Source organism: Nitrospinaceae bacterium (genome assembly GCA_018669005.1).
Lineage (GTDB): Bacteria > UBA8248 > UBA8248 > UBA8248 > UBA8248 > UBA8248.
In genome coordinates this window covers 91474-110239 of sequence record JABJAL010000086.1, presented here as the reverse complement: position 1 = coordinate 110239, position 18766 = coordinate 91474, and the positions used below count along the sequence as shown (strand labels likewise).

At 53.5% G+C, this 18766-nt stretch carries 14 protein-coding genes and 1 other RNA gene; 14 read left to right on the top strand and 1 reads right to left on the bottom strand.

Annotated features, from left to right (window positions below; genetic code table 11):
* Positions 1-99: 99 nt before the first annotated feature.
* From polA to ssrA, 5 genes are all read left to right on the top strand, one after another.
* Positions 100-2883 (top strand): DNA polymerase I, encoded by a 2784-nt coding sequence (polA, locus tag HOJ95_14040; GenBank protein MBT6395819.1) that lies wholly within the window; start codon positions 100-102, stop codon positions 2881-2883.
* Between the two features lie 114 nt (positions 2884-2997).
* Positions 2998-3669, top strand: coding sequence for a serine/threonine protein phosphatase (locus tag HOJ95_14035; protein ID MBT6395818.1), 672 nt, complete (start codon positions 2998-3000; stop codon positions 3667-3669).
* A 40-nt stretch (positions 3670-3709) separates the two neighbouring features.
* A complete protein-coding gene (gene rnr / locus HOJ95_14030; protein MBT6395817.1) occupies positions 3710-6043 on the top strand; it encodes a ribonuclease R in 2334 nt (777 codons plus the stop codon).
* Between the two features lie 213 nt (positions 6044-6256).
* A complete protein-coding gene (smpB, locus tag HOJ95_14025; protein MBT6395816.1) occupies positions 6257-6727 on the top strand; it encodes an SsrA-binding protein SmpB in 471 nt (156 codons plus the stop codon).
* 108 nt (positions 6728-6835) lie between these two features.
* Positions 6836-7197: a transfer-messenger RNA gene (gene ssrA / locus HOJ95_14020) on the top strand.
* A gap of 8 nt (positions 7198-7205) precedes the next feature.
* Here ssrA and HOJ95_14015 read toward each other — a convergent pair.
* The gene (locus tag HOJ95_14015; protein ID MBT6395815.1) at positions 7206-7505 is read right to left on the bottom strand and encodes a tyrosine-type recombinase/integrase; all 300 of its coding nucleotides are present in this window, start codon (positions 7503-7505) and stop codon (positions 7206-7208) included.
* An 852-nt stretch (positions 7506-8357) separates the two neighbouring features.
* On the opposite strand from HOJ95_14015, the gene HOJ95_14010 reads away from it, so the two are divergent.
* The 9 genes from HOJ95_14010 to HOJ95_13970 all read left to right on the top strand — a co-directional run bounded on the left by HOJ95_14010 (position 8358) and on the right by HOJ95_13970 (position 18688).
* On the top strand, positions 8358-9371 hold the full coding sequence (locus HOJ95_14010; protein ID MBT6395814.1) for a hypothetical protein: 1014 nt from the start codon (positions 8358-8360) through the stop codon (positions 9369-9371).
* Position 9372: 1 nt separating this feature from the next.
* Positions 9373-12816: a molybdopterin-dependent oxidoreductase gene (locus HOJ95_14005; GenBank protein MBT6395813.1), complete on the top strand. Its 3444-nt coding sequence runs from the start codon at positions 9373-9375 to the stop codon at positions 12814-12816.
* 4 nt (positions 12817-12820) lie between these two features.
* The gene (locus HOJ95_14000; protein ID MBT6395812.1) at positions 12821-13084 is read left to right on the top strand and encodes a hypothetical protein; all 264 of its coding nucleotides are present in this window, start codon (positions 12821-12823) and stop codon (positions 13082-13084) included.
* Between the two features lie 12 nt (positions 13085-13096).
* Positions 13097-14368 carry a 4Fe-4S dicluster domain-containing protein gene (locus HOJ95_13995; protein MBT6395811.1) on the top strand — a complete coding sequence of 424 codons (1272 nt, stop codon included), beginning with the start codon at positions 13097-13099 and terminating at the stop codon, positions 14366-14368.
* 12 nt (positions 14369-14380) lie between these two features.
* Positions 14381-15154, top strand: a complete 774-nt coding sequence (locus HOJ95_13990) for a hypothetical protein (protein ID MBT6395810.1) — start codon at positions 14381-14383, stop codon at positions 15152-15154.
* Positions 15155-15167: 13 nt separating this feature from the next.
* Entirely contained in the window at positions 15168-16721 is a 1554-nt protein-coding gene (locus HOJ95_13985; protein ID MBT6395809.1) for a c-type cytochrome, read from the top strand.
* 197 nt (positions 16722-16918) lie between these two features.
* Positions 16919-17074 carry a hypothetical protein gene (locus HOJ95_13980; GenBank protein MBT6395808.1) on the top strand — a complete coding sequence of 52 codons (156 nt, stop codon included), beginning with the start codon at positions 16919-16921 and terminating at the stop codon, positions 17072-17074.
* A gap of 61 nt (positions 17075-17135) precedes the next feature.
* Positions 17136-17558, top strand: coding sequence for an Rrf2 family transcriptional regulator (locus HOJ95_13975; GenBank protein ID MBT6395807.1), 423 nt, complete (start codon positions 17136-17138; stop codon positions 17556-17558).
* Between the two features lie 878 nt (positions 17559-18436).
* Positions 18437-18688 carry a hypothetical protein gene (locus HOJ95_13970; GenBank protein MBT6395806.1) on the top strand — a complete coding sequence of 84 codons (252 nt, stop codon included), beginning with the start codon at positions 18437-18439 and terminating at the stop codon, positions 18686-18688.
* Positions 18689-18766 lie beyond the last annotated feature (78 nt).

Sequence of the window (18766 nt, the reverse complement as noted above, 5' to 3'; positions counted from 1 at the left end):
CCTATTAGCACAAGCAAAATCAAGGATTTGCAGGTTGAATTTTCCAATGACTCGGGGGGAGGCAAGGATATCTTGCGGTCTCGGTGAAGTCGTGCGAATTTGAGACCTGAACTTTCCTCGAATCGTCCCGAGACAGATTGGAGTCCTGTGGCCAAGAAAGCGAAACAGATATATCTCATAGACGGTACCGGCTATATGTTCAGAGCCTACTACGCCATGATGCGCCAGCGGCTCTCAAACTCTCGAAAGTTGCCAACCGGGGGAATCATGGCCTTCTCCCGAATGATGCTCGGTGTTCTTCGCAACAAAGCGCCCGAATACGCCGCCGTTGCCTTCGATCGGCCAGAGCCTACCTTCCGCCACCAGATGTACGATGCCTACAAGTCCAACCGAGATGCACCGCCCGAGGACATGATTGCCCAGATACCCTATATGAAGCGCGTCGTGGAGGTTATGCGCATCCCGATTCTCTCCCAGGCGGGGGCCGAGGCGGACGATTTGATTGGCTCGCTCGCGACTCGGTCAGTTGCTAAGGGCTTCGAAGTTGTACTCGTGACAGCCGACAAAGATTTTTCTCAGCTTGTAGGCGAGAAAGTGCGTATATGGGATCCCATGAAGGACGAGGATATCGGCCCTGCCGAGGTCGAGGCACGCTGGGGGGTGCCCCCTGAAAAATTTGTAGAAATACAGGCACTCATGGGAGATTCTTCGGACAATATTCCTGGTGTGCCGGGCATCGGCGAGAAAACTGCCGTCGCTCTAATCAAGGAGTTCGGCGGGCTCGAGGAAGTGCTCACCGCAGGGGATAAGATCAAACGGCCTAAGCAGCGCCAATCCATCGAAGACAACGCCGATCTCGCCCGCCTCTCTTTCGAGTTGGCTACCCTTAAATGCGATTTTGAAGTGAATGAAGATATCGAAAGCTATCGCTTGGGGGATGCCGACATTCCTGCGGCGGAAAAACTTTTTGTCGAGGAACTTGAGATCAAGGGCATTGTAGACCAGCTTCCGGGTTATGTGGGGGGTGATAGCGGAGAAGTTTCTGCTCCCTCTGGCGCGACGCCGATGGAGGAAGCCAATGCTCGCGACTACCACACCGTCAGGACCGAAAAAGAACTTGGTAAAATGATTCGTGAGCTGACGAAAACGGGTCGCTTTGCCTTCGACCTTGAGACCACCTCGCTCGATGCGAGGGCGGCGAAAATCGTGGGCCTAAGTTTTTCGGCCAAGGCAGGCCGGGCGTTTTATGTTCCCGTGGGGCACGACACCCTCGATTCTGGAGAGCAGTTGCCGCTCGATGGTGTTTTAGAGGCGGTGCGCCCTCTTATCGAGGGAGATAAATGCGTCAAAATTGCGCAGAACATAAAATACGACATGACAGTTCTCTCGGGAGCGGGGATGTCGATTGGTGGGAATATTTTCGACACCATGGTTGCCTCTTACTTGATCCATTCGGGACGTATGAGCCACGGTCTGGATAACTTGGCGCTAGAATACCTGGAACTGGTGACGATCAAGTTCTCTGATCTATGCGGAAAAGGGGCAAAGCAGATACTGTTCTCCTCGGTACCTGTAGATGATGCCACCGTCTATGCCTGTCAGGACGCGGATTTTACTTTCAGGCTCTCCGAAAAAATGATCCCTGAACTGAGAGATCACGGGCTTCAAGATTTGTTTGATAACCTTGAAATACCGTTGCTTCGCGTGTTGTTCGGGATGGAGGACGATGGTATTCGCCTTGACGGTAAATTTCTCCAAGGAATGGGCAAGGAGATCGAAGCACGGCTTGAATTGATTCGGGCTCATATCCATGAAATGGCGGGAGAGGAGTTTAATATCAACTCGCCCAAGCAGCTTCGTGTAATTCTGTTCGAGAAGCTGAACCTGCCGGTGCTCAAAAAAACCAAAACGGGCCCATCCACCGACATCGACACGATGGAGCGCCTAGCCGGAAGCCATCCGCTGCCTGAAGAGATTCTGAATTACCGTCAGCTCTCAAAACTCAAGAGCACCTATATCGATACGCTGCCTAATCTCGTGAATAAAAAGACCGGTCGCATTCACGCGAAATTCAACCAGACAGTCGCCGCGACGGGCCGGTTGAGCAGCTCGGACCCAAATCTCCAGAATATACCGATACGCACCGAGCTCGGTCGTGAAATTCGCCGCGCGTTTTTGCCCGAAAAGGGTTGGAAGCTCCTTTCTGCCGACTACAGCCAGATAGAGCTTCGCGTGCTCGCCCACTTTACCGAAGACCCTAGCCTCGTCGCCGCTTTCGAGAAAGGCGAGGACATCCACGCGACCACGGCTTCTGCTGTATACGGAGTCGAGGTGAAAGATGTGGACGACGAAATGCGTCGCGTCGCGAAGGCCGTTAATTTCGGAATCGTTTACGGGCAGGGTGCATTTGGGCTTTCTCGTACGCTCGGTATACCGCAGGGCGAGGCCAAATCGTTCATCGATACTTACTTCGAGCGTTTCGCTAATGTGCCTGCCTTCGTTCAGCAGGTCATCGCCGAGGGCCGAGCGCGCGGCTATGTCACCACGCTGTTTGATCGTCGGCGCTATCTGCCCGATTTGAATAGCCGAAACAGAAACCTACAAAACGCCGCCGAGCGAACGGCGGGTAATTCGGTCATACAGGGAAGCGCCGCCGATATCATCAAGCGTGCGATGATCGCGATCTCGGGGCGTCTTCGAGATGAAAAGAAAAAAACCCGAATGCTTGTGCAGGTGCACGATGAGCTTCTGTTCGAGGTGCCGCCAAAGGAGATGAAAGCGGTTGAAAAACTTGTTGCCGAGGAGATGGAGGGCGCCGTCCAGCTCAAAGTGCCCCTTGCCGTCGAGTCGAGCTCAGGAGACAACTGGGGCGAGGTGCACTGAGTCGCTCTCGTTTACAACCGTTGAGTGACCCCCTAGAATTGCCGCGGATTCAACCGGTGATGTCTGGCGGTTGTTATATTCATATGAACATTGAATTAAAGAGTGAAATAATCCATGTCGAACCTTTACGCCATCGGCGACATACACGGCCAGCGCGGGATGCTGGACATGCTGATCGAAAAAGTGCCTCTTGAGAAAGACGATGAGATCGTCTTCATCGGTGACTACATCGACCGGGGGCCCGATTCGCGCGGGGTGGTGGATGCCGTTCTAGAATTCAAGCTCAACTATCCGAACACGACATGCCTTCGCGGGAATCATGAAGACATGTTTCTCGACTACATCAAGGATGAAAAAAAATATCCAAAGGGAATTTTTACGATGAATGGGGGGATAGAAACCCTCCATAGCTACGGCATCGACCCGCGTGTGGGCCCGCCCAAGGTGCCGCCGCTTCATATGGATTTTTTCGAGTCCCTTGGCTATCGCCATGAGTCCGGCGGTTTTCTTTTTGTTCACGCAGGGGTGCAGCCCGGTGTTCCGCTCGATGCGCAGGTGGATAAGGATCTGATCTGGATTCGAGATGAATTCATTCATTCGGACGAGGATTTTGGAAAGCCTATAGTCTTTGGCCACACTCCCATGCCTGGGGTGATGGACGAACTTCCGTTTAAATTGGGAATCGACACGGGAGCCGCCTATGGTGGATGGCTCACCTGCGTCCAGCTTGAGTACGACCGGCTCGTTGAATCCTGGCAGGTGCACACGAGTGAAGTAATGGCATGACCCCATCTCTTTTTCCTGCCCGCCGTATGGTTGTTTGATTGTGACCCGTAAACCCGCATCGAATATCACGGACAAGGAAATTCTCGACCTTTTGGGCCGCGAGAATCGTGCCATGGCGCTTCGCGATATGATCAGATCCCTTGAGGTGCCCGCCGATGATCGTCCGGCCTTTCGAAAACGGGTGCGAGCGCTTTCGGGCGATGGTGTCCTTATTCGAGTTCATGCGAAATTTGCCCTACCAAGTAGCCTTTCGATCTTGGTAGGCGTCTTTCGCGGTCATAGGGAGGGCTACGGTTTCGTCATTGCCGATGATGAGCCGGGGGCCGGAAAGCCTGGGGCTGATGTTTTCATCAAGCGGCTGCGCACGAGAGGCGCGATGGATGGTGATCGCGTCGCGGCCCGTGTGGAGCATACCCACCCGGATGGCCGCCGCGACGGCAGCGTTGTAGATGTCATCGAGCATGCGCACAAAACCCTCGTTGGCCGCCTCGTCACCGACAGAAGACGGGCATGGGTTGAGCCGCAGGACAAGCGAATCGGCGACATCATTCAGGTAGCAGCTTCCAAGCGTGGTGGCGCGCGAAATGGCGAGTGGGTGGAGGTCGAGATCGAAACCTATCCCGGTGTTCGGGAGGATGCGCGGGGGGTGATCACCCGGGCTTTTGGCTACCCGGACGATCCGGCTGTCGAGCAAGAAATGATCATCGCCAAGTGGGGTATCCGCGAGGATTTTCAACCTGCTGCGATAAAGGAAGCCGAGGGACTAAAACCGCCGGGCGAGGACGAGCCCTTCCCGAGGGGAGTCGCCGATCTACGCGAACTTGAAACATTTACCATCGACCCAAGAACCGCACGCGATCATGATGATGCGCTTTCCATCGAAGCTCTGGCGGACGGTGGTCGTCGGCTCGGTGTTCATATTGCGGATGTGAGTCACTACGTTCGAGCGGGCCATGAGACCGATAAAGAGGCTGCCCTGCGCGGCAACAGCGTCTACTTCCCTGATCGGGCGATTCCGATGCTACCCCCATGTCTTTCGGGTGATGTGTGCTCCCTAAGGGAGGGAGAGGTGCGAAGGGTGTTGTCGGCTTTTCTGGACTTCGACGACAAGGGTCGCCAGGTGGACTTTCGGCTAACGGTGGCGCGTATTCGCTCAAGCGCCCAGCTTACCTATGCCGGTGCGGGCGCCGTGCTTGAAGGAGAAGAGATTCTCGAGCGAGAAGAATATGAAAAGGCGCTGTCATTTCGCGGCCCGTTGGCAGAGCTTGCGGCCCTCGCTGGCCAGCTTCGAGCTCGCCGCATGACTGAGGGAAGCCTCGATTTTGATCTGCCCGAGCCCATTGTTCACTTGAACGAGAAGGGACATCCCACCGCGATTGAGCGCTCGCCCCGAAACGAGGCGCACCGCCTGGTTGAAGAATGCATGTTGGCGGCGAACCGTGCCGTGGCGAAAATGCTTGAGGATGCCGAAGGCGCCGCCGTTTACAGGGTCCACGCCCCGCCGGATGAGGAGTCGATAGAGCTCTTGAGAAGAACGCTTGCCCGTCTGGGTCTGCCCGATCTCTCGTCTGAGGAGTTGATGAAAGGCACTGGACTCCAGGCCGTCATCGACGCGGCGGCGGGCAAGGACATCGAGCGATATGTGAACATGCTGGTGCTCCGGAGCATGAGGCTCGCCTGTTATGAACCCGACCCAGGGATTCACTTCGGGCTTGGCTTTGAGCCTTATACCCACTTCACCTCGCCGATTCGGCGCTATGCAGATTTGCTTGTGCACAGGCGGCTCAAGCGGCTTATGCGAGGTGATCGTCGCAAGCCTAACCATAAAAATCTTGCCTCGATTTGCGCTGAAATCTCCGAGCGCGGGCGGCAGGCCGAATTGGCCGAACGCGAGATGAAGAGTTTTCTAAAAGCGCTTTTCATGCGGGACTATATTGACCAGCGTTGCACGGGCCATGTTTCGGGAGTGACAGGTTTTGGGGTGTTTGTGGAGCTTGATGAGAATTTTGTCGAGGGAATGATTCCGCTTGAATCGATGACCGACGATTATTATATCCATTTACCAGAGGAGCACTCCGTCCTCGGTGAGCGAACGGGCAGGCGTCTTCGCCTGGGCGATCCGGTGACGGTGCGCGTTGTGGCCTCGGATCTGGCTCGCCGCGAGGTGACGTTTCAGCTTCTGGCGGGAGGCGGGCACGGAGTCCCAGAGGGGGCAACCAGCGCTCGCCGGAGCGCTCGCACCGCTGGTCGAAAACGGCCCCAGCGTGTTGCTGATGCCCGTGGCAGCACTATCCGCGCCGGAAGCGGTCCCAAGCGGAAAACCAAATCTCCCCGGAAGAAAAGTCTCCGAAAAAAGGGGGACAGGAGGCATTAGTCGTCCTGGAAGTAAGGCTGCCAGGTGAATATTCAAGGGTGGCGATTTTTGGGAAGATGCCCTATATTCCTTTTCGACAGAGACGAGGGAGCCGGTCCGCCGGTCTCCCTCGTTTGTTTCTGGGATGCGGGCTGATTTTAGATATTTGCGTTTCGGACCGATAATGGTTCTTGTCGAGCAGATATCAAATTTCGAGGCGAAGGGGTGGCTCTCATGGCGGACGGGATCAAGATAATTGCCGATAACCGCCGCGCGCGGGCCGATTATTTAATCGAGGAGACCTTTGAGGCCGGAATCGCCCTGACGGGAACCGAGGTGAAAGCCCTCCGCGAGGGGCGGGCGAATCTCAAGGAGAGTTATGGCGATGTTATCGGTGGGGAGGTTTGGCTGGTCGGCTGTCACATCAGCCCCTATGCCAACGGAAATATCAATAATCATGAGCCCACCCGGCGGCGAAAACTCCTTATGCATCGGTATGAGATAAATCGCCTGTTTGGCAAGACGCAAGAACGCGGCCTAACCATCGTGCCAATGAAAATGTATTTTAAAAGAGGACGGGCGAAGCTCGAACTTGGCCTCGGGCGCGGAAAAAAACACGGCGACCGGCGTCAGGAGCTAAAAGAGCGCACCGTTAATCGCGAGGTACAGCGCGAACTCGTACTCCGAAATAGGGATAGAGATTAAACGACATCAGCGATAAGATTTGAAACTGAATATCGCTGTATCCGCATATGAATTTTAACACCCCCTTGGCGGCCCGGATCGCTTCGCCGGAGGGTGTGCACATCTTTTGGGGGCGATCTGGTTTCGACGGGAGGGACTGACGACTGAGTTGCGCGTCGGGGACGCCACTTGGCCCCGTTAACAATGTGGCAAAACACACCAGCCGACACTGAGCTGGCTCTCGCTGCTTAAACGCTAGCGAGCGTCTCGCCTCTCCTTGTTCGCAGGAGGGGGTCGAGATGCCATTAAGCGGACTAGCCCTCGAACTCTTCGGTCCGTAGGGGGCGTGGGCGAAATTTAATCGGACTAGCCCGGAGAAGAGCCTCGCCGGTGGGCGCGAGCCCGGGCGAAACTTAAACCGCCGGACACACGCGTAGACGCTCAAGTTTGAAGCCTTTCGGACGCGGGTTCGATTCCCGCCGCCTCCACCATTAATTCTTTATTTTTCAACTACTTGCGGTTCGACTTCCCCCACTCTTGGGGGAAGTGCCACTATAGTGCCGTGACCATCGAGAAGTTTGACTGCGTCTCGCCTAGCGTCAGGGCTTAGGTGCGCATAGCGCATCGTCATCTGGATGTCCGCGTGCCCCAGGAGTTCCTGCACGGCGTTTAGAGGTGCTCCCCTCATCACCAAGTGCGATGCAAAGGTGTGACGGAGCACGTGCCAGCCCGTTCGCCTAATCCCTGCCCTCCTGCAAGCTCTCCACACGGGCCTTTTTACATGACCCCTCGGTTTTATATTGCAAGACGTTACTTTTCAGCGTCCTGATGAAGTATTCCCCGCCTCGCCATTCGGACGCGGATTATCGTTTTAACATACGCATCTTCTTCCCCATCCAACTTGGTCTTTTATTATTGGCAATCAAACGCTGCTTTCGGGGGTAAAAATTATTTCAAATCTATGGGTATCCAGCGTGGCCGCTAAAGCCTCGGTAAAAAAAACGGATCCCCCGCTGGTACAAGTCGATGCGACTCTACGAGGTAACTAACGGATCCCTTGTACTCAGGAACAAAAGCCTCAGGATGCCCCCCCCGGATATGACGGGCGAAATGGTGCATCTATATAGATGTAAGCTCGCCTCGTACAAACACAAGAAAAATTCGGAACCCCCAAGAAAAACCGATCCCCTGCGATCCGATCTTTCTTCGACTGACTCCAGGGATCAGAGCGAATGAGAAAGTCGCTCCTGGGATCTAAAAACGCGTCTGAGAGGGTCGTATGAGGTCGGTGCGGGTGTATGTTGCAAGGCAGAGGATTGTCCATATCCTCTTACTCCGGTCCTACGTAGTTTGCTTAGGAATTCGCCATGGACAGGTATTTCTTTTCTTCCTGTCGGTTAAAAGCATCTTTTTGCCCCCCCATCCAAAAAAGTAATAGTTTAACTCACTTATTATCAACATGTTGTAGCCGTATATTTCGTAATATTAACTATTGATAAAAAAATAAAGTTGCACAAGTGGAGGATCAAGGCAATATTAGGATAATAACATCATAATCTCTTGTAATATTTTAATTTTGCTACCAAACCATAGCACCTAATTTTTTCGTGTTTTTGGGTGGTGCTCTTACCCCTCAGAGTGAGGTGTTTCAATGAACTTTATTTTTGACGATGCACTTTCAGAAGAGGTGGTTGAACAAGAATTTCGCCAGAGAGTTCAGACGGGAGACTTGAGTATGGTTAAGTCTTTCCGAGATAAGGCGGATGATATCTACGAAAATGCACCGCTCCGCAAACGTGGGGCGGCTTTTTCGTCCTTGTACCGAAAATTTATCTGGACTCTTGGATATCCGGAGCGGGTAAGTGAAATATTTGAGGAGGTAGACAAAGAAGCCCGTCTTCCATCCGTATGTATTTTGACCCGAGTAATGCGGCGCGATGAAGAGGGCGCTCAACTTAGTGAAGACGGGATGCAACTTGGAATTCAAATCCGAAGCGATTCGCTACTGGACGTAGAACGGTGCCGGTATCTACTTCGGCATGAACTGACCCATATTCTCGACATTCTAGACCCTGCCTTTGGATACGACACCACACGCCCCCTCTCTGAAGTTTCTCCTTCCGAGGAATCCCTTTTCCGTGATCGGTACCGCACGCTGTGGGATCTCTCTGTAGATGGAAGGCTCGAGAGCAAGTGGCATCTTCCTCAAGGTCTAAAGGAGCAGCGGGCCGGTGAATTCAAATCCCTCTTTTCAAACCTGGGTACCGAGGCGGCTGATCGGGTTATTGAAATCTTGTGGGGCGGATACCGGCTTTCTAGCGGGGAACTTCGTCAGATGGTCACGGGTGCTGTCTCGTTATGCGCCATTTTAAACATTGCCGCTGATATTTCCGATGAGGTTGAACTCCATCGCACGTATGGGCCCGGTTCTTCGTGCCCGCTTTGCCAGTTTCCGACACACGAATGGGCCGAAACGGGAGATGAACTCTCTCAAGTCATTAATGAAGAATATCCTGACTGGGAGCCCAAGCAGGGTATCTGCTCACAATGCGCCAACCGTTATTTGTTCACGGCGGCGTTTTCAACAAATTCATCCGGAACTCCAAATCAAATAATCGCTCGCACTTCTAATTCGTTTTCTGGCTCTAGCATGGAGGATATTTAATATGAAATTATCCAGACGCCAGTTTCTCGCCGCCAGTGGTACCGGGCTTATCGCCTGGAGCGGTAAGGGCCTCGCACTATCGGCCTTGAGTCCCAACGGGGAGATGGGAAACCCGCTTACGAACTACCCGAATCGCGGATGGGAGAAGGTTTATCGCGACCAGTACAAGGTGGATGGCTCCTTTACCTGGGTTTGCTCGCCGAACTGCACCCATGAATGCCGCCTCAAGGCTTTCACCCGCAACGGCGTAGTTCTGCGAACAGAGCAGAACTACGACAAGCACCGCATCACCGACCTCTATGGCGTCAAAGCTTCTCATCATTGGAACCCCCGGGGATGCCCCAACGGATTTACCTTCCAGCGGCGCATGTACGGGCCCTATCGTCTTCGCTACCCGATGGTTCGTCGCGGGTGGAAAAAGTGGGCCGACGACGGTTTCCCGGAACTCAACGATGAGAACAAAAAGAAATATAAGTTCGACTCAAGAGGCACAGATACGTTTGTCCGCATGAAATGGGACGATGCTTATACATATGCATCAAAAGGATTCATCAAAATTGCGAAAACCTACAGCGGAGAGCAGGGTAAAAAACGTCTTCTCGACCAAGGCTACGATCCCGCGACGCTGACCCACTGGAACGGGGCTGGCACGCGCACCATGAAATTCCGGGGCGGCATGGGGCTTCTTGGTGTTATCGGTAAGTACGGAATGTACCGGTTTGCCAACACGATGTCTCTACTCGACACCCATGTCCGTGGCGTAAGCCCAAAGAAAGCTCGTGGCGGGCGCGCTTGGTCGAACTATACCTGGCATGGCGACCAGGCGCCGGGGCACCCTTTCGTTCACGGTCTTCAGGCATCGGATTGCGATTTCAACGACCTGAGAAACTCGAAGCTTCATATCCACATGGGAAAAAACCTTGTCGAGAATAAGCGACCCGACTCACACTTTTTCATGGAGTCAATGGAGCGGGGAGCGAAGATAATCGTTGTTGCACCCGAATACAGCCCGCCGGCCACCAAGGCGGATTATTGGATTCCCATCCGTCCGCAGACTGATACAGCCCTTCTCCTTGGTGTGACGAAAATTCTCATCGACCGGGGTTGGTATGACGCGAAATTCGTCAAAGAATTCACTGATTTCCCGCTTCTCGTCCGCACGGATAACCTGCGCCGGTTGCGGCCAGAGGATATTATTCCCGGCTACGAGAATTTTGATATTTCAGGTGGACCCTCATTCCAAATCCATGGCCTCACTCCGAAAATGCGGAAGGCCGTGGGCGACTTCATGGTTTGGGATAAAGGCAAGAATCAGGCCGTTCCCATCTCCCGCGATGACGTAGGCCGCCACCTGGGTGAAAAGAATCTCGACCCGGCTCTCGAAGGGAAGTTTACCGTCAAACTGGTAAGCGGCCAGGAAATCGAGGTGATGCCGGTTTTCGAAATGTATAAATCTCACCATCTCAAGGACTACGATCTCGACACCGTCCATGAAATTACCCAATCCCCCAAAGAGCTCATTGAGCAGTTTGCCAAGGATGTGTCTACGATCAAGCCTGCCGCCCTGCACGTAGGCGAAGGCGTCAACCATTGGTTCCACGCGACCATGACCAACCGGGCTCAATATCTTCCCATGTCGCTGACGGGGAACATTGGCCGGCCGGGTGCGGGCTGCCATACGTGGGCAGGAAACTATAAGGCAGCTCTGTTCCAGGGTTCAAAATGGACCGGACCCGGGTTTAAGGGCTGGATTGCGGAGGACCCCTTCAATCCCAACCTTGACCCGACGGTGGACGGAAAAGATATCAAGGTGCGGGGCACCATTAAGGATGAAGAGCCCGCCTACTGGAACTATGGCGATAAGCCGCTTGTCGTGGATACTCCGAAATTCGGGCGCAAGGTCTTCACCGGCAAAACCCATATGCCCTCTCCAACGAAGTCTCTTTGGTTTTCGAACGTGAACATCTTCAACAACGCCAAATGGCTCTACGAGATGATCAAAAACGTGAACCCCAAAATTGAGATGATCATTTGCTCAGAGATCGAATTAACTTCCACGGCTGAATACTCGGACATTCTCCTTCCGGCGAACACCTGGATGGAGTTCGAGCAGCCTGAGATTACAGCATCGTGCTCGAATCCCTTCCTTCAAATTTGGAAGGGGGGCGTGAAGCCCATCTACGATACCAAGGACGATGTTCTCATCATGGCCGAGATGGCCAAAAAAATGGGTGAGCTTCTCAAAGACAAACGATTTGAGGATTATTGGAAATTTGCCCTGGACAAAAAAGCCGAGGTTTATATCCAGCGTCTGCTGGATTCCTCAACTCCGACGCGGGGATACAAATACGACGACATCATGGCGGGCAAATACGGAGAATCCGGCACCGCTCTGATGCTCTTCCGCTCATATCCGCGTATTCCCTTCCTTGAGCAGATTGAAGATTCAGTTCCCTTCTATTCTCCGACCGGAAGGCTTCAGGCCTATAACGATGAGCCCGAGGTCATCGAGTACGGGGAGAACCTCATCGTCCAGCGCGAGGGCCCCGAGGGAACGCCCTATCTGCCAAACGTCATCATCAGCTCTAGCCCCTACATCCGGCCCGAGGACTACGGCATTCCGCAAAGTCATATGGGCTGGGACGAGCGTCAGGTCCGCAACATCAAGCTTCCCTGGAAGGAAGCCAAAGATACGAAGAACCCGTTGTGGGAGGCTGGTTACCGGTTCTTCTGCCTCACCCCGAAGAGTCGTCATACAACCCACTCATCGTGGCAGGTGACCGACTGGAACTTCATCTGGTCGACCAGCTTCGGCGACCCCTATCGCATGGACCGCCGCCAGCCCGGGGTTGGCGAGAACCAGGTACAGATGAATCCTGAGGCCGCCAAGGACCAGGGCTTCAACGAAGGCGATTATGTCTACGTGGACGCCAACCCGGCGGATCGGCCCTACATTGGCTGGAAGCCGAATGATCCGTTCTACAAGGTGTCGCGTTTGATGCTGCGGTTGAAATTCAACCCGGCCTACCCCTACGACGTGGTGATGATTAAGCACGGCGCCTGGGGCGCCACAGAAAAGAGCGTCAAAGGCCACGAGACAAGAAAAGACGGCCGTGCCGTATCCGCTGACACGGGCTACCAGGCGAGCTATCGATATGGCTCCCACCAATCGATAACGCGCGGGTGGCTCATGCCCATGCATCAGCTCGACAGCCTTTTCCATAAAAAGAAGGTTTTCATGAGCTTCATGTTCGGCGGCGAGGCCGACAATCACGCTATTAACACCGTCCCAAAGGAGACCTTGGTTAAGCTCACCAAGGCCGAAGACGGCGGCTTGGGAGGGCGAGGCGTCTGGGCGCCCGCCACGACCGGTTTTTCGGTCGGCAACGAAAACAAGTTCATGCAGCGCTACCTCCAGGGCACCGTCAAAGTGAAGAGGGGATAAAGAAATGCCAAAGGATGAATTTGAACACGAAGATCCAATGGAGCTCATCTCCATGCCCATGCCCGAGGATAGCGAGATGGAATCCGAGATGGCCCGCTGTCTGGCCGAGGAGTTCATGCGAATGGGCGAGTCGGACGAAGAGATTTTGGCCATGTTCAGCAATCCGTTCTATTCGGTACCCCACGGCGTTTTCCTCTCTCAGGGCGAGGACGCCGTGAAGGAAGCCATCGTAAAAGCCCGGGCCAACTGGATCCCGGTAAATTTTTAAGGAGGATGAATGATGTCTCAGGTATATAACTGGCAGCTCGGGCGGAAGATGGCGTATCCCTACGAGGAGAAACATCCCGACCATCAGTTTGCTTTTGTATTTAACATCAACCGCTGCATCGGCTGCCAAACCTGCTCGATGGCTTGTAAGTCCACCTGGACTTTCTCCAAGGGTCAGGAGTACATGTGGTGGAACAATGTCGAATCGAAACCCTACGGCGGCTATCCCCAGAACTGGGATGTAAAAGCCCTTGAAATGCTCGAGGAAGCGAATCCCGGCAAACAGGAGTGGGACGCCACAAAGAACGGGGCTCGCCGCCCCTATGGCTCCTATGATGGAATGACCATCTTCGAGGCGGCCTCTCGCCGGGTCGGGCCCGAGGGCCCGCAGCGGGTTATGGGCTATCTTCCGAGTGATGAGGAATGGCGTTTTCCCAACATCGGCGAGGACACTCCCAAAGGTACCAAGGGTGTGCGGGGCACCTACGATAAATCAGGCGTGAGTTTGCCAGAACACAAAAACTGGTTTTTCTATCTCCAGCGCATCTGCAACCACTGCACCTATCCGGCCTGCCTGGCGGCATGCCCGCGCAAGGCCATCTACAAGCGGCCAGAGGACGGCATTGTGCTCATCGACCAGGAGCGGTGCCGTGGCTACCGGAAATGCGTCGAGGCCTGCCCCTACAAGAAATCAATGTTCCGCACGGAAACGCGCACGAGCGAGAAATGCATTGGCTGCTATCCGCGCATAGAGGGCAAAGAGACTCTCGCGAACGGAACACCGTGGGAGACGCGCTGCATGACAGCCTGCGTCGGAAAAATTCGTATGCAGGGTCTTGTCGAGATAGACAAAAAGACGGGCGATTGGGCGAATGATCCACAGAATCCCATTCACTTTCTCGTGAAAAAGGAAAAAGTGGCGCTCCCGCTGTATCCCCAGTTTGGAACCGAGCCGAACGGCTACTACATTCCTCCGCGCTGGGTGCCGCGGGCATATCTGCATCAGATGTTTGGTCCCGGCGTGGATCAAGCTATCGAGCGCTATACGGCGCCATCGCGAGAGCTTCTGGCTGTCATGCAGCTCTTCCGCGCCCAGCAGGCCATCATCGCACGCTATGAGATTAAGGATGGTCCAAAAGTCTATGAGACAAAGATAAATGGTAAGCCTTGGGCGCTCTTCAACGACACGGTTATCGGATACGACGCCAAGGGCAATGAGCTTGTGAGTATGACTGTCGAGGAAGGCCTTCAAAGACGCCCCGCCGAGCGGGCCAACAGCATATAGGGAGGAGCATCGATGAACGCCACGATTCCCAAAGAAGCGATGCTCGCCCTTGCAAGGAGCCGCGTTTATTCCTATCTCTCGGCTTGTTTTCGATACCCGGACGCTGAGTCGTGGACCGAAATCGCGGGCGATGAGGAGCGTAAATCATTTGCATGCGCTTGCACGCAACTTGCCGAGCAAAAAGAATATCGCTTTCTTAGTAAATTAGAAAAAAGTCACCTCGCGAGCAAGCGCTTTAGCCTCGAGGATCTGGAGGACGAGTATCAAGAAGTGTTCGGTCACACGATTTCCAAACATTGTCCACCGTATGAGACCGAGTACGGAAATATACACCTGTTTCGACAGTCGAACGTTCTCGCCGACTTGGGGGGATTCTACAACGCTTTTGGCGTTGCCCCGCGGGATGGCATGGAGCGGCTCGATCACATTTCGATTCAGCTTGAGTTCCTCTACCTGGTGACCTTCAAGGAGGCCCATGCGCTTGAGGCAGGAAAGGCCGAAGAAGCGGAAATTTGCCGACAGGCCCACACCGCTTTTTTTGAAGACCATATTGGCAAGTGGGCCCCCATTTTCGTAAAGCGATTGGTTCGCCAGAGCAAAGGCGGGGTTTACGGAGATGCCGCTCGGCTGCTTGATAAATTCATCGAGGCCGAAAATAAACTAGTTGAGGCGGAACCGGAATTTGTGCCCGATGTTTCGCGTGGGGAATTGCTTCCCATGGCTTCAGACGATTGGGACCATTCTGACTGGCAAACTGACGGCAACGCCGATTCCGATATTAATTGAGAGGGGCATGACCATGATCTTTAAACGTATTGTTGCAGCGGCGGCCTTGCTTGCAATGACCTTTGGACCTGCGGCAACTGCCGGGGCCGCGAAGTTTAAATTAAATTTGAAATTGGCTGCGGACGGTAAGGTAATTTTTGACCGGGAGTGCGCTGCCTGCCACGGCATCTCGGGCAAGGGCGACGGCGAGGCCGCCTATCTGATTTATCCAAAGCCCCGGGATTTCACCAGCAAGGTATATAAGTTTCGGAGTACCTTCCAGGGTGACCCGCCGAGGCGCTCGGACATCGTTCACACACTGAGACTCGGTCTTCCCGGTTCGACCATGCCGAGTTTTATCTCTCTTCCCGATAGGGACTTGAAGGCGCTGGCGGAGTATGTGCTTTCATTGTCTGATTTTGAGGAAGAAGCGGAAGAATTCCCCAATATCCCGGCCAAAATACCGCCTTCAACGAGTGTGTGGGTTTCAAAAGGCAAAAAGGCCTATCTGAAATATGGATGTAATAAATGCCATGGCGATAAAGGAGATGGAAAAGGAGAAAGCGCACCTACGCTCAGGGACTACAAAAAAAGGCCTATTCCACCAAACGATTACACGCGCGGCGTGTTCAAGGGCGGGGGCGATGCACGCTCCATTATTACTAGAATTCAAACGGGTATCGAGGGAACTCCGATGCCCTCACACGCCGAAACAATGGAGAATGAAACGGACTTGATTGCCATCGCCCATTATGTGCGGCAATTCTCAAAGGGCCGCGATTTCTGGCAGCCCGGAACAGGTATGATTCCGGCACGAAGAGTGTCTGGTGAGGTTCCCACGCGGACGAATGACGAGCGGTGGCAGTCGGTTGCCGCCACCGTGATACCGATGATGCAGATTCATAACGACGGACGCCCGCCGGTGGAAGTTGATGTTCGGGCGCTTCACAGCGAAAAGAAAATATCCATTCGTCTTGAATGGGACGATTCGACGCCAGACAGGCGAATCGTTTCAACGAATTCTTTCGCGGATGGCTCCGCCATTCAATTTTCATTGCGTGAACAAGACCCACCGCTTTTCATCATGGGTTCAGCCGATAACTTGGTTAATATCTGGTACTGGAATGCCGCGATGGGCCGGAAAACGACCGGCGTCGAGGCGAAGTATCCGGGCATGGCAGTGGACGACTATCCGTTCGCGGGTCGTGTCTACCCGCGAAGGAAGATGGGCCACGCAAAAATCGTCTCGGCGCGCGCCACGAAAAAGCCGTTTATTTCAGCGTGGGCGGCCAAGAATCCCAACTCAAGCCCCTTCCTCGCTCTGCCCGCGATGGAACTCAATGCTGCTGGTTTCGGAACGCTTCGGCCTCAGGCGCCTGGAGGGCAACACCTTAAAAGCACGGAGCGGTGGTGGAAGGGCAAATGGCGTGTTGTGTTTACCCGGTCTATCCAAAACGGTGAGAAAAAAGACGTAAAGCTCCGTCCGGGAACGATTCATCCCATCGCGTTTGCTGTATGGGACGGCAGCCGGGGAGACCGAAACGGGCAAAAGTCCGTCACGACTTGGTACAAAATTAGAATCGAGTAATGGAGAAGATATTCGAACTTGATGTATGGAGAGTCCGTGTCTCGATAATACTTAGTCAACGCTGAAACTTGTCCCGGAGGGGCGAGGTCGTTGCCACTCTGAATTTTATTTGGAACGGGAGAATTCTTCGCTGGCGAAACTAACAGGGGAGTAATAATTCTCTAAAGCCTCCCTACCCGCGCAGCTAGGAGATGGCCATGCGCTACGTAATAGGCTTTTCGATTGTGATGGTGATTGTCAGTTATATGTTCTTTTCCGAGACTTCGCGTGACGCCGGAGTTCTATTCTGGGGCATCCTGGCGGGCATTTTATCCATTATCAGTTTTGGATGGGTGCGGAACGACTCTAGTTAGTATCGTAAGTATTTAAGGCAGAATCGAAACTATCTCCCGCTGAAAAAGAGTGAGGCCAGCTATGGGCTTGTTCTCTGCTCCAGTTCGGCACGCCATGTTTGTGCTTGTGTATATGGTGCACTTGGAAAAGGGAAAAATCTGCACGGTACAAAATATTTCAAAAGATACGGGAATTTCTGAACCCACGGCAGCGAAGATTCTTCAGATGTTGGTGAAGGGACGGATTCTCGACTCAAAGAAAGGCCCTGGGGGTGGGTTTCTTCTTGCGGTGCCGCAGGAGCAAATAACGCTCGCGCGCATATTGCTCGCCATCGAAGGGAGGGAGTCATTTTCTAATTGTGTGGTCGGCTTAGGTGTGTGTGGCAATGCAAGCGTCTGCCCCCATCATGCTAAATGGGCTTTGATCAAACAGGAACTGAACGATTTTTTGAATTCCGCAACAATACATGAAATCGACTTCGAGTTTTTGAGTGAGAATAAATAATATTCATCGAGAAGTTCGTTCTTGTTGGGAACATTCATTGCCATTGGCGTGGAGAATTACTAATCCACCACCCCAAGGAACTCAAAACGTGTCCGTGGAGGCGGTACAGGTCATTGTGGGTGTGATGATATGGATTTGCTCGCTTGGAGAAAAATCAGGGGCAGAGAAGAGGCCGAGGAAAATCCATGAAACTGAAGTGCAGCTATAGTGCCGTAAGCCAGTACGTAGCGGTGGGACGATATGGGAGCAAACGGGACCAGATGGGATGAACATATTTCTGTAACATTTTGTGAATTGAGGAAAAGCCACCTCCCGCAAGGGTTTAGAGGCGATTTGGAAGTAAGGTTCAATTTTCGCCGCCTCCACCAAAGAGTCTCACTAAGTATTCTCCGCAGCCCGGGAACCTTAAAAGGTCTCGGGCTGTGGGCGTATTCGGGGGATTCTGGCGAAAATAAAGTCTTATCCAGAGAAACTTTCAGCCCCCAAACCGACCCAAAAGCGCCGTATTCTCTGCCGCCAAAAACAAGGTGGGTTTGGGGAGAACTGCTGCAGAATTCCAAAATTATTGCTGTGCCGGTACGTTAGGTCCATGACAAAAAATGACTATGTATTTCGGTATCGTGTCCGAAATTGGCTCGATTACAATCGGGCTCTCATCGCGAGAGGTCGACTGATATTCTGGTTCGATGAAGACGCCATCGCGGGGCGGCGAAACACGGAGTAACGCATTGGACCGGGCACACCAAAGGTTTACTTGGACACCGCGATTCAGTGCGCTCTGGTGCTGAAGTCCGTGTTTCTTCTCAACCTCCAGTCGTCGATGAGCTTGGCGTAAACTGTATCTGGGCGTTGACGAGAGAACAAAGGAAATTGTGGCTATGGAAGTTACGAAAAATAGTTTCCACGACTGTCTGATGTTGCCGCCTTTGCTCGATCAGATCCCCGGCCGGGTGCGTCAAGTTTCCGCTGACGGGGTGCCTACGATACCAGGGCATGCCACGAAGCTGCCCATGGAAGGGGCACTACGAATGGCGAGTATTAAACAGTTACATCCGGCAGAGTCTGGCGAAGAATACCTTCTCACGATTCAAGGCGGTATTTGGTGGACGCCTCGCCACTCGAGGGCCTGATAGTCAATAAGCGGAAGTAATGGTGAAATGTGCTGCGCTGAATCGAATGACGGGAATTGGGATACCTAAATCCATCCG

Coding starts and splice junctions, on each gene's coding strand:
- HOJ95_13990 (MBT6395810.1), top strand. CDS start 14,381: ATGAACGCCACGATTCCCAAAGAAGCGATGCTCGCCCTTGCAAGGAGC.
- HOJ95_13970 (MBT6395806.1), top strand. CDS start 18,437: ATGGAAGTTACGAAAAATAGTTTCCACGACTGTCTGATGTTGCCGCCT.
- HOJ95_14035 (MBT6395818.1), top strand. CDS start 2,998: ATGTCGAACCTTTACGCCATCGGCGACATACACGGCCAGCGCGGGATG.
- HOJ95_14000 (MBT6395812.1), top strand. CDS start 12,821: ATGCCAAAGGATGAATTTGAACACGAAGATCCAATGGAGCTCATCTCC.
- HOJ95_13975 (MBT6395807.1), top strand. CDS start 17,136: ATGGGCTTGTTCTCTGCTCCAGTTCGGCACGCCATGTTTGTGCTTGTG.
- smpB (MBT6395816.1), top strand. CDS start 6,257: ATGGCGGACGGGATCAAGATAATTGCCGATAACCGCCGCGCGCGGGCC.
- HOJ95_13995 (MBT6395811.1), top strand. CDS start 13,097: ATGTCTCAGGTATATAACTGGCAGCTCGGGCGGAAGATGGCGTATCCC.
- HOJ95_14010 (MBT6395814.1), top strand. CDS start 8,358: ATGAACTTTATTTTTGACGATGCACTTTCAGAAGAGGTGGTTGAACAA.
- HOJ95_13985 (MBT6395809.1), top strand. CDS start 15,168: ATGATCTTTAAACGTATTGTTGCAGCGGCGGCCTTGCTTGCAATGACC.
- HOJ95_13980 (MBT6395808.1), top strand. CDS start 16,919: ATGCGCTACGTAATAGGCTTTTCGATTGTGATGGTGATTGTCAGTTAT.
- HOJ95_14005 (MBT6395813.1), top strand. CDS start 9,373: ATGAAATTATCCAGACGCCAGTTTCTCGCCGCCAGTGGTACCGGGCTT.